Origin of the sequence: Butyrivibrio proteoclasticus P6B7, assembly GCF_000622085.1 — a bacterium.
Classification (GTDB): Bacteria; Bacillota; Clostridia; order Lachnospirales; family Lachnospiraceae; genus Butyrivibrio; species Butyrivibrio proteoclasticus_A.
On sequence record NZ_JHWL01000042.1, the window covers coordinates 3,871 to 16,020 of the forward strand.

The window sequence follows — 12,150 nt, forward strand, 5'->3', positions numbered from 1 at the left end:
CCTTGTAGGAAGCTATGAGTATGACAGCCTTGGAAGAGTTAAGAGTGAGACTCAGGCAGATGGCTTTGTGGTATCAATGGAATACACAAAGACAGGCCTTATTTCAAAGGTAACAGGATCAAACGGAAGAACAGTATCTTATGAGTACGATGCTCGTGGAAGAGTTATCGAGATAAATGATGCAGGTAAGATCACTAAGAATACCTACACAGGAACAGGAAAGCTAAAGAGCGTAACAGATGCTCTTGGAAACAGAACAGAGTACACATACAACGAACTTGACCTTCTTACAAAGGTTGAGAGATTTGGCGATGAAGAAAAGACAGCAGATGAGAACGGTAACTTCCCCAAGGTTGATAATAACGGTCATGTAACAATATATGAGCATAGCTTAGGTGGAAAACTTTTATCAATCGCAGATGCTCTTGGTCAGAAGGATACTTATACTTATGACGTTCTTGGTAACGTTAAGAGCCATATCGACCGTGACGGCTATGAAACAGTATACACAAGAGATAACAATGGTAACGTAACAGGAGTTAACTACGCTGACGGTAAGAGCGTAAAGATGCAGTATAACGCTCTTAACATCCTTCAGGAAGTTAAGGATCACCTTGGCCTTACAAAGATTGAGAGCGACATCCTTGGAAGAACTGTATCCGTAACAGACTATAAGGGAAGAACAGTAGGCTATGAGTATGGCCCTTATGATAATGAGAGCGCCATCATCTATCCAGATGGAAAGAGAGCAGAGTATACATACGATGCCTTTGGAAGACTAGAAAGTCTAACCGATGGAACTTCAGATAAGCCTATCACATACACTTATGATGCTACAGGAAGACTCTCAGGAAAGAGCTTCCCTAACGGAGTTAAAACAGCACTTGAGTACTATCAGGGCGGACTTCTTAAGTCCATGACAAGCACTGATACTCAGGGGATCATCGATAAGTATGTCTATAACTATGAAAAAGAGACATCACTTGTTACAGATATCGAGAGAAACAGACGTGGAATGGATGCTGTTTCTGGTACATATCACTATGAGTATGATGATCTTGGAAGACTTACAAAGAGTACATTAAATGGTAACCTCAGAGCAGAGTATAAGTATGATGCCTTCGGTAACAGAACAGAGATGACTGAAGCTGATACAAAGACATCTTATGAGTACGATGCCCTCGACAGACTTACAAGATCCATTGTTAGAGACTCATCAAACAATGAGACAAGTAACATCTATTCATACGACAGAAGAGGTAACCAGGTAGCTCTTACTTCTGGTGAAATCATCAAGAAGACCTTCAAGTATGATGCTATGGGTAAGATGACCCAGGCAACAGATACAGAGAAGGGTGATATCTCCTATACATACAACGGCCTTGGATTCAGGGTTGAATCAGTACGTCCTGAAGAGAAGATTGAATATCTTTGCGATCTTTCAAAGGATTACTATAACCTCCTTGAAAGAACAGTAAACGGAGAGACAGAGAGCTTCATCTATGATAACAACGTAGTAAGCATGAACAGGGGTGGTAACAATTACTACTACCTCCAGGATGAACTTGGAAGTACAATGTATCTTACAGGTACAGATGGACTTACAGTTGATGCCTATGCTTATGATGACTTTGGTAGAAGGGTAGATCCATACACAGGTAAGCTAAGAAACAGACTCGGCAAAGAAAACAAATCCCATGCTTATACTAAGAATGGAAATATCATCCAGCCATTTGCTTTCACTGGCTATCAGGAAGATGAAGTATCAGAACTTAACTTTGCTCAGGCAAGATACTATGATCCAATTGCTGGTAGATTTAATGGTGAGGATAAAGAAAGGGGATATAAATCTAGGCCAGATACAATTAACCATTATATATATTGTACGAATAGCCCAATAGGATTTTTAGATAGAAATGGAAAAAATGAGGAAGCAAAAGAAGCGTTACTAAAGGAATTGTCATTAATAACAAACGAGGATTTATCTATAATTCAGAAAGGTAAAGATTGCTACTATTCTAATGAAGAAGCTCTAGAAAAGGTATTGGAGTTAGAAGATGAAATAAAAAACGCCTCAGAAAAATACGGCGTTGATGAGGCAATGATTCAGGCAATACTATATAGAGAAATACGTTGTTACGGTGTAGATGATCCTGTTGCTGATGGAATTGTTCAAAGTACATATTATTATTATGAACAATTAGAGCAATATACTGAGGCTGCTTCAAATCCATCATGGGATAATTGGTGGATATTATTATTCCCCCCTGAAGCACCACTTGTGCAAAGAACAGATTCTTCTACAGGAGTAGGACAAATATTTGCAGCAACTGCGATTGCAGCATATAATCACTATTACGGAACAAATTATGATCCGAATAACTGGAAAGATTTGCAAAAGTTCTGGGAAATGCTTCAGGATGAAAGCTTTAATGTGGAGATGGTGGCATTGGTGTTAAAATATGAAGCAGATAATTTAGGATATGATATTAATAATCTAACAGAAAAACAACGCCAAGAAATATTTGCAAAATACAATGGAAGTGGCGATAGTGCAAAAATGTATGGATATACTGTATTTAACTATTACATGAATTTTGCTAAATATAATGAGGCCTGTGAGAAGTAGGAGAGATAAATGACATGGGAAAGAAAAAGAGCGCTTTTGTTGGTACATTAGTATTATTTGCAATTATTATTGCTGGGATATTGCTATTATATATTGTTTGTCCTATTCATAATGATAACGTAGCAAAAGGTATAACTAAAGAGTTGAAAAGCATTCCTTTACCAGAGAATGCCGTATTAATTGATGATTTTTCTATGGCAGGAAAATTATGTGGCAATGGTAATGGTATGCAGTATTTTGGTGCTATCCTAATCAAGAGTGACTTGCCTGAAGAAGAGATAGCAGATTACTATAAGCAGTATTCATCTGGTGAATATGATGCATTAGTCAAAAAACAAGAAAGCAGTATAATAAGTGAGATTATTCATAGACATGCTGCTTTTGACGCAGAGTTGGATGGAGATGGCTATTATATGATCTATACTTGGGGAGATTATAATGGATTCTCTAGTGAATTTGATCTAAGGGGACATTGATGCGTAAATGAATAGTCATTAATCGATAAAAGGTAGCCCTCGGCTACCTTTTATTTTACTTCTCCAAATTTTCATTCATACTGCCTGTTCTATAGCCCTTTAAGTCAAGGGAGGTATAACTAAAGCCTATCTTCTTAAACTCGTCGTAAATCCTGTTTCTAAGCTCATTATCAAGCATCCTGTTTATATCCTCAGGTAGAAGCTCGATCCTGGCCACAAGATCTGTGGTGTTATATTTAATACTTGTTCTAATATCTCCAGTATCATTAACATCATCAAAGGATTCTGTTGCCAGATAACCAATAAGGCTACGTGCATGCATCTTGCGATAGTCGTACATTTTCTTTTCTATCAGGCGTTCTACGGAATGGATATCAGCGATTCTCTCGCCGCCGTGAACTCTTACTCTAAACTGCTTAAATCCAAGCTCTAATAACAGATTCTCGGCCTTTTCCACCATGCCAAGCTCCTTGGATGTAATGGTTGATCCATAAGGGATTCTGCTGGCAAGGCATGCAAAGGATGGCTTATCCCAGGTTGGGAGATAAAAGTGTTTGGAAAGCTGTCTGATATCATCTTTTGTAAGTCCAACCTCTTTAAGAGGGCTCTTTATCTCAAGCTCTTCAAGGGCCTTCATGCCAGGCCTGTAGTCTCCAACATCATCTGCGTTAGAACCGTCTACTACTTGGTTTTTACCTTCTCCAGCTGCGATACTGAGGAGAGTGGAAAAGATAAAGTGCTTACAGTGATAGCATCTGTCCACGGGATTATCTTTAAACCGAGGAATATCGTTTATGTCTATTTCAGCAAATACATGCTCAATGCCAAGCTCTTTACAGAATTCTTCTGCTTCCTTAATCTCTTTTGCAGGAATAAAAGAGGCGATGGCAGTGGCTGCAATAACATTTCCATTTCCCAGAGCATCCTTGGCGGCATAGAGAAGGAAGGTGGAGTCCACACCACCAGAAAAGGCCACCACAACACTTCCAAGGGATCTAAGATAGCTCTTTAAACTGTTATACCCACGCTGAAGTTCGTCAGGTAAATCTGAAAATATAGAACTCATGAATCCTCCCTCATCTGATAACGATGTTTGATCATGTAGTAGATATAGTAAAGCACGAACAGTACTGAAGTTGTGATCCAGGTGATTGGATAGCTGGCTTCCACCATTTCCACGGTCTTGTTAAGGGGGAATACAAGTAGTATCCAAACAACACGCAGGACGCATATTCCGCTAAGGGTGATCAGCATAGGCATAAATGATGCTCCCATGCCTCTAAGGACGCCAGAGAGAATCTCAACGCCAATATAGCCTATATAAAATGGCGCCAGGAATTTGATCATCTGATCGCCGATATTAACAACGTTCTGATTGTCCTTAACAAAGATATAGAGGAATACATCTCCAAAGTAGTACAGGATAATACTAAGTGGAATTGTGATGGTGGCAGCAATGATAAAGCCGTGGCGTACGCTACTGCGGACACGCTTGTATTTGCCGGCGCCGAAGTTCTGGCCTGCGAAGGTTGTTACAGCAGTTCCTAAAGAGCTAACGGTCATCCAGAATAATACGTCGATCTTACCATAGGCAGCCCAGGCTGCTGTTGTATCCTTTCCAAAGTCGTTTATAGCGGTCTGGATAAGGATATTGGAAAGAGTGTACATGGTTCCCTGAAAAGCGGCAGGAAGACCTATTTTAATGATCTTTGAAAGGATATCAGAATCAACCTTGATTTCCTTAATGTAAAGCTTGTAACTTCCCTGGCTCTTGCAGAGCATGATCATAACGATAACTGCGCTAAGGACCTGACACAGAACAGTTGCCACAGCAACACCAATAACACCCTGAGTGATACCCATCTTGCCAAGGCCAAGCACCACAACGAAAAAGATATCAAGCAATATATTTGCAAAGCAGCTGATAACAAGTACGTAAAGTGGTCTCTTGGAATCGCCTATGGCTCTGAGAATACCAGCTCCCATGTTGTAGACCATGTTGGCCACCATTCCTGCAAAGAAGATGATGAGATAGGCTGTAGATGGCACTATCAGCTCCTCTGAGGTCCTCATGGCTACGATGATCCATTTGGAGGTTATAAGGCCAAGAACCATGAAGATGATACCGCCGACTATAGCAACAGCCATGGCGGTGTGGACAGATTTTTTTACCTCTTCATCTCTTTTAGCGCCGTAGAACTGTGCGATTACAACGGATGCACCAGTGGATAAGCCCATAAAAAAGCCTACAAAAAGGCTGACGATCATGGCTGCGGATCCACCAACGGCTGCAAGGGCATCACTACCTACATAGCGGCCCACGATGATGGCGTCCACAGTGTTATAAAATTGCTGGAAAAAGGCACCAAGAAGAAGGGAAAAGAAGTAGCCTAGCATGTTCTTCCAGATTGGGCCTTCAGTTATCTTATTCATAATAAATCCTCATATACGTTTATAGCTTAATCAGTATATTTCCATCATAGGTGTATTTCAACATTAATGCAAAAAAAGACTGTGAATAATGCGTGAACATTACTCACAGTCCAAAAATTCAATTAGTTGCCGGCGGATACATCCTCTGGAACCGTATCAACCACAGTCTCTTGCTGCGGTGCTGCCTCCGGATTCTCTCCAGCGGCTGCTGCGGCGGCTTCTGCCGCGGCCTGGGCGGCTGCCTGAATTATAGCCTGTTCCTGAGCCAGGATTCCGTCGATTCCCTCCTGGGCCATGAACTCTGGCGTGTGGTGACAGGTGTTAAGTACGGTTGTAACATTGCCGTTCTCATCGGTAACCTGCGTGTATGCTGAGTTAGTCGGTGTATAGTTAACAAATCCGGACTGAAGAGCAGCAGGTACTTCAGGAGTGAGCTCAAATACGCCTGCAACCTTGAATGGACAAGTCTCTGAAGCTGGGATTCCATCAAGAGCACACATTGTACCAGCGTAGTGAACATCGCAGCTCTCTGTAGGAACTGTACCCTCTTCGAAGTACTCAGTGTAGCATGCGCCGTCGCAAAGCCCTGCGATTGGCTGTTTACCTGATCTTGAACATACAGTAGCACTTACGATTCCGCTTGGCATTGTGAAGGATGAGTAAGGAAGGTCTGCGTGAACCTGTTCCATAACCTTACGCCACAATGTCTTAGCCAGGTTCTTCTCTGCAGAAGAAGAGAGCTTAGCATTGTTATCAAATCCAGCCCATGTGGTAGCTGTGTAGTAATTAGTATAACCTGAGAACCAAACGTCGTTGTAATCTGAGGTTGTACCTGTCTTACCGGCGATAGCTGTTGTACCAAAGTTAACTGATGAACCGGTACCGCCGTTTACAACGTCTGACATGGCACTTGTTAAAAGAAATGCCGTTGTCTCTTTAATGATTCTCTTAGATTCTGGTTCTGTGTTATCAAGAATAACGTTTCCATCGTGATCCACGATCTTGGTGTAGAGCTTAGGCTTAATGTATACGCCTCCGTTACCGATGGCTGCATAAGCTGCGTTAAGCTCGATATTCTTAACACCGTAGGTAAGACCGCCCAGAGCAGTTGACTGCTGAATATCTGAGTAAACCTTACCATCAATTGTTGTGCCTTCAGTAAGTGTTGTAAAACCGAAGTTCTTAAGGTAGTCATATCCAAGCTGAGGAGTGATAAGAGTAAAGGCCTCAACAGTGATTACGTTCATGGAATCTCTGATGGCTGTTCTTACGTTGTTAAGTCCTCTGTACTCAGATCCCCACCAGTTCTTAACCAAAGTTCCATTGTCATAAGCAAATGGAGCATCGTTAAATACTGTAGCCAGGGTAAGACCTGCACTGTCGATACCAGGTGCATAAGTAGAAAGAACCTTAAATGTAGAACCTGGCTGTCTATAAGTATCAGTAGCTCTGTTAAGAGTACGGCTGGCTGTCTTCTCACCACGACCACCTACCATAGCTACTACATAACCTGTGCTCTGTTCCTCAACTGTGATAGAAACCTGAGGCTGTGGAGTAAGTGTGTACTTCTCGCCAAGAACTGTGTCTCCATCAACAAGAACAGCTGCCTTGTAGGCTTCAATAGCCTCTTCAGCTTCCTCAGAAGAAGTGTAGAGGAGGTTGAACTTTGTCTTTTTACCTGCTGCGTTGTACTGTTCCTGGTAATATGCCTGGTACATCTCACTACTGTGGTTAGTAACTGTGCCATCTGAGTGCTGTACTGACAATTCATATGCTAAAAGAAATTTAGTACCCTCAGGATAGTTCTCTTCATTAGAGAATACAGAATCACAGATTGCCTGGATCTTAGGATCCTGAGTTGAGTAAATCTTAAGACCACCACTGTAAAGAAGTGTATAGGCCTGTGTCTCGTTGTAGCCTGCAGCGATAAGGTCTTCGAGAACGTCGTTGGTAAGAGCATCTACGAAGTAGGAGTTAACTGTGGAATCTCCTGTTTCCTGATCTACTGTCTGAATTCTTGAATATACATCATCCGCCATGGCCTGATCGTACTCAATCTGAGAGATGTGTCCGTGCTTAAGCATGTTGTTAAGAACCTTGGTACGTCTCTCAGCGTTCTTATCAGGATGAGTGATAGGATTGAACTTACTGGGGTTCTGAGTGATACTTGCGATTACTGCGCACTCAGAAAGGGTGAGCTCACTTACTGGCTTATTGAAATAACGAAGTGAAGCTGCCTGAACACCAAGAGTGTTGGAACCAAGGTTGATGGTGTTCATATAGTTAAGAAGGATCTCTTCCTTGCTCATGTTTTTCTCGAGCTGAATAGCAAGGTACTGCTCCTGAATCTTACGCTTGATCTTCTGAACAGAGCTCTCATTGGTCCAACCAGAGAATACGTTGTTCTTAAGAAGCTGCTGTGTTATGGTACTGGCACCCTGTGACAGATCGCCGGATGTAACACCTACAAAACCGGCTCTGATGATACCCTGAATATCAATACCGTTGTGCTCGTAGAATCTCTCGTCCTCGATATCTACAAAAGCGTTGGCAAGATTCTCCGGGATCATATCCCAGGTTACAGGGATACGGTTAGAGTCTGTTGAAACCAGCTTGGCAATCTGGTTGCCCTCTGTGTCATAGACAAAGGTCGAGAAACCAGTAGGAGTAACGTTGATGTTACTGATATCCGGAGCGGTGTCTTTGATTCCGTTAAATACGCCTATTCCAATGCTTGTTCCGATAATGACTGAACCAAGTATTGCGGATAAAAGAATATAAAATCCAAATAGACTGAATTTCTTTCCCCATTTATTGGTACCGGAGTTCATAGCTCTAGCCTGCTCTACGATACCTCTTTTTCCATAGTTCATATATAAACCTCGCTTTTAAGCCTATTTTAACCTATAAAGTATATCACGAATTCTTAGAATTGTCTCTATTGACGATAAAGCGGAAAAATCCGCAAAAAAATAAGAGCCCCGCAAGGCCCTTATTTTTTTGTTAACACAAGTTGGAAGGAAAACTATATGGTTAATTAAAGTGAAGTGAATTTCTGTGTTGTTTCGCTGAGCTGCTCAGTGATCTCGTTGTTCTTACTGATGGCAGCTGTGATCTTCTTCATTTTGATCCACCTTTCTGTATAATTGTGCTATTTGTGGCAAAACTATATGTAACTGTAGAGATATACTGTAAACCGATAATTATTTACGCGGTTATTATGCAGTAATTACCGTAAAATGTCGCAGTTGTCGTAAGACACTACCTCAACATAATTATCAGTTATTCGCACACAATTTACTATTAATCAAATTTAAATTTTTAAATAATTATTTGAACCTTAATGTTATAATCTATGTGGAGTCAAATAGAACCGTCCCCACTGACTCCCAGAACCGTCCCCACTGACTCCACAAGGATAATTAGTAAAGGAAAAAGAAATTTGAATTCATACAAGATAATCACAAAGGAAGGAAACGGCGAGATTGTTGAGAAAAAATCTCGTTTTATCGCCGCTGTATATAGCGTAGAAAACGTAGAAGAAGCAGAAGCTAAGATTGCAGAGGTGTCCAAGAAGTACTGGGACGCCCGGCACAACTGCTACGCCTTTGTAATAGGAGAAAATAGCGAGATAACAAGATGCAGTGATAATGGTGAACCCTCAGGCACAGCTGGAAAGCCAATCCTTGAAGTCATTAAAGGCGCCGGCGTCACCAACGTTCTTGTCATCGTCACCAGATACTTTGGCGGTGTCCTCCTTGGTACAGGCGGACTTGTCCGCGCCTATACCCAGGCTGCCCAGGCAAGCCTTGCCGATGCCGAAATCGGCGAAATGGTATTCGCTCAGAAACTCACCATCAAAGTAGGCTACAACATGATCAATGGCGTTCAATATTACCTTGAACAGAATGACATAGCAATCCTAGAATCCCGCTATGAAGCAGACGTCCAATTCGATATTTGCGTCAAAGAAGAGGACATAGACAAAATAAAATCTGGTCTTACCCAAAAATGCGAGGGCCAACTAGAGATAATCGAGGGCGACAAAGGTTTCTACCCCATGTAAGAAATCAAAAAATAGGATGATAAACTGTGAGACATTTATCTGTACACAGTCTATCATCCTGTTTTTTATTAAATATATCTATTACGTAGAACAGGCCAAGGGTCGTGATAATATGCAAGTGACCGCGTCAGCCGTTGTTCGTGGTCGGTGCTTAGGTGCTGTTCTTTAGCACCTTAGCATCCGTTACCAACGAACATCGAGCGCAAGCGTGCCAGCGGCACTTGCATATATTACAACCCTTGTCCGTCCTAAAGCATTAGAATTACTTCTTAAATCCAGCTCTCTTACGAAGTGTAGGATCAAGGATTCTCTTACGAATACGAAGGCTTGTAGGTGTTACCTCAAGGAGCTCGTCGTTGTCGATGAACTCGATGCACTGCTCAAGAGACATGATACGAGGTGGTACAAGTCTGAGAGCTTCGTCTGATGATGATGTTCTTGTGTTGGTCAGGTGCTTGGTCTTGCAGACATTAACCTCAACGTCTTCACTCTTTCCACTTGTTCCGATAACCATTCCTGAGTAAACCTTATCACCAGTCTTGATGAAGAGAGTACCACGGTCCTGAGCATTGAAAAGACCGTATGCTGTAGCTTCACCAGTCTCGAAAGCGATAACTGAACCAGTCTTACGATAGTTCATATCTCCCTTGTATGGAGCGTAGCCATCGAAGATAGTATTGATGATACCGTTACCCTTTGTATCTGTCATGAACTCACCTCTGTAACCGATAAGTCCACGGGATGGGATGCTGAACTCGATACGTGTGTAACCGCCGTTACCAGCGCCCATGTTAACAAGTTCACCCTTTCTCTCGCCAAGCTTCTGGATTACGCTACCTGAGAACTCATCGGGTACATCGATGTAGCATCTCTCCATAGGCTCAAGCTTCTGGCCATTCTCATCTGTGTGGAAAATAACCTCAGCCTTACTTACTGCAAACTCGAAACCTTCACGACGCATTGTCTCGATAAGAACTGAAAGGTGAAGCTCACCACGTCCTGAAACCTTGAAAGTCTCTGTTGTATCTGTATCCTCAACACGAAGTGATACGTCTGTATTAAGTTCTTTATAAAGTCTGTCACGAAGGTGACGGCTTGTTACGAACTTACCTTCCTGACCAGCAAGAGGAGAGTCGTTAACAATAAAGTTCATAGAAATTGTAGGCTCAGAGATCTTCTGGAAAGGAATAGCAATCTGCTCGTCAACTGAACAGATTGTATCACCGATCTTAAGATCCTCGATACCAGAAATAGCAACGATTGAACCGATCTTAGCCTCAGTAACCTCAACTCTTCCTAGTCCGTCGTACTCATAGAGCTTAGAGATCTTAGTCTTGATACGTCTCTCTGGCTCGTGGTGGTTAACAACAACAACCTCCTGGTTAACCTTGAGAACGCCGTTATCTACCTTACCAACACCAATACGTCCAACGTACTCGTTGTAGTCGATTGTACTGATGAGGCACTGTGAGCTTGCATCAGGATCTCCAACAGGAGCTGGGATGTAGTTGATAATTGTATCAAGAAGTGGCTTCATATCTGGGCCCTGCTCCTCTGGTGAAAGAGAAGAAGTACCGGCCTTAGCTGAAGCGAATACGAATGGGCAATCAAGCTGATTGTCATCAGCGCCAAGATCCATAAGGAGCTCAAGAACTTCATCGATAACTTCGTTAGGTCTTGCCTCAGGTCTGTCGATCTTGTTAACACAAACGATAACAGGAAGTCCAAGATCCATAGCCTTTCCAAGAACGAACTTAGTCTGTGGCATTGGTCCCTCGAAAGCATCAACTACAAGGATAACGCCGTTAACCATCTTAAGTACACGCTCAACCTCGCCACCGAAATCAGCATGGCCTGGAGTGTCGATGATGTTGATCTTGATATCTTTATAACTGATAGCAGTGTTCTTTGACATGATTGTGATTCCACGCTCTTTTTCAATATCGCCAGAATCCATTACACGCTCTGCAACTTCCTGACCGTCACGGAATACACCGCTCTGACGGAGAAGGCCGTCTACAAGTGTTGTCTTACCATGGTCAACGTGGGCGATAATAGCAACGTTTCTTACATCATTTCTTGTCTGCTTCATAAATAACTCCTTTTTAAAAATATAAACCAAAAACTAAACTACTATATTAATGTAAATTAAACTCAAACTAAGGAATTATAGCACGTGTTTTTAGCTAATTCAATCTTTTTTGACAAGCCGATAGCGTAAATCAAAATTCGGAAACAAAAGGGTGGAGTTCACCTGGAATCATTTAAGATCAGATCTGTTTCCGTAATTATACACCAAGCCTGTCCATCATCCAACATATGACCCTAAATTCCGTTGGAAAAAGCGAAAGTCCCGGTGTTTCGCTTTTGACCCTTGGTCTGCTTAATGACTACTTTATCTGTCATGGAACGCCAGCCTCTGGTTTCTTTCTTTATGCAAGCTTTTGGTCAATGAGGTCCCTGAGCCACCTCATTTTAGGCATTTCTGTGCCTAACACGTGAGTGTTCAGAATCTCGGCATAGTCCCACCCGCTCTGTCTTCTTTT

General features: G+C 42.1%; 6 protein-coding genes. 2 read left to right on the forward strand and 4 right to left on the reverse strand.

Translation table 11 applies throughout. The features are described 5' to 3' along the window. The first annotated feature begins 2,643 nt into the window (after nt 1–2,643). Nucleotides 2,644–3,105, forward strand: a complete 462-nt coding sequence (locus T541_RS0116050; protein WP_026653625.1) for a hypothetical protein — start codon at nt 2,644–2,646, stop codon at nt 3,103–3,105. Nucleotides 3,106–3,160: 55 nt separating this feature from the next. On the opposite strand, the gene larE is transcribed toward T541_RS0116050, so the two are convergent. The 3 genes from larE to T541_RS0116065 all read right to left on the reverse strand — a co-directional run bounded on the left by larE (nt 3,161) and on the right by T541_RS0116065 (nt 8,411). Then, nucleotides 3,161–4,171 carry an ATP-dependent sacrificial sulfur transferase LarE gene (gene larE / locus T541_RS0116055; protein WP_026653626.1) on the reverse strand — a complete coding sequence of 337 codons (1,011 nt, stop codon included), beginning with the start codon at nt 4,169–4,171 and terminating at the stop codon, nt 3,161–3,163. Then, entirely contained in the window at nt 4,168–5,538 is a 1,371-nt protein-coding gene (locus T541_RS0116060; protein WP_034467645.1) for an MATE family efflux transporter, read from the reverse strand. Before T541_RS0116060 ends, larE begins: the two co-directional genes overlap by 4 nt. A 122-nt stretch (nt 5,539–5,660) precedes the next feature. Further along, nucleotides 5,661–8,411 carry a transglycosylase domain-containing protein gene (locus T541_RS0116065; RefSeq protein WP_026653628.1) on the reverse strand — a complete coding sequence of 917 codons (2,751 nt, stop codon included), beginning with the start codon at nt 8,409–8,411 and terminating at the stop codon, nt 5,661–5,663. A 569-nt stretch (nt 8,412–8,980) separates the two neighbouring features. Here T541_RS0116065 and T541_RS0116075 point away from each other — a divergent pair. Continuing rightward, nucleotides 8,981–9,604, forward strand: coding sequence for a YigZ family protein (locus T541_RS0116075; protein ID WP_034467648.1), 624 nt, complete (start codon nt 8,981–8,983; stop codon nt 9,602–9,604). Nucleotides 9,605–9,866: 262 nt separating this feature from the next. Here the strand turns inward: T541_RS0116075 and typA are convergent, their stop codons facing one another. Then, nucleotides 9,867–11,696, reverse strand: a complete 1,830-nt coding sequence (gene typA / locus T541_RS0116080; RefSeq protein WP_026653630.1) for a translational GTPase TypA — start codon at nt 11,694–11,696, stop codon at nt 9,867–9,869. Nucleotides 11,697–12,150: the final 454 nt, after the last annotated feature.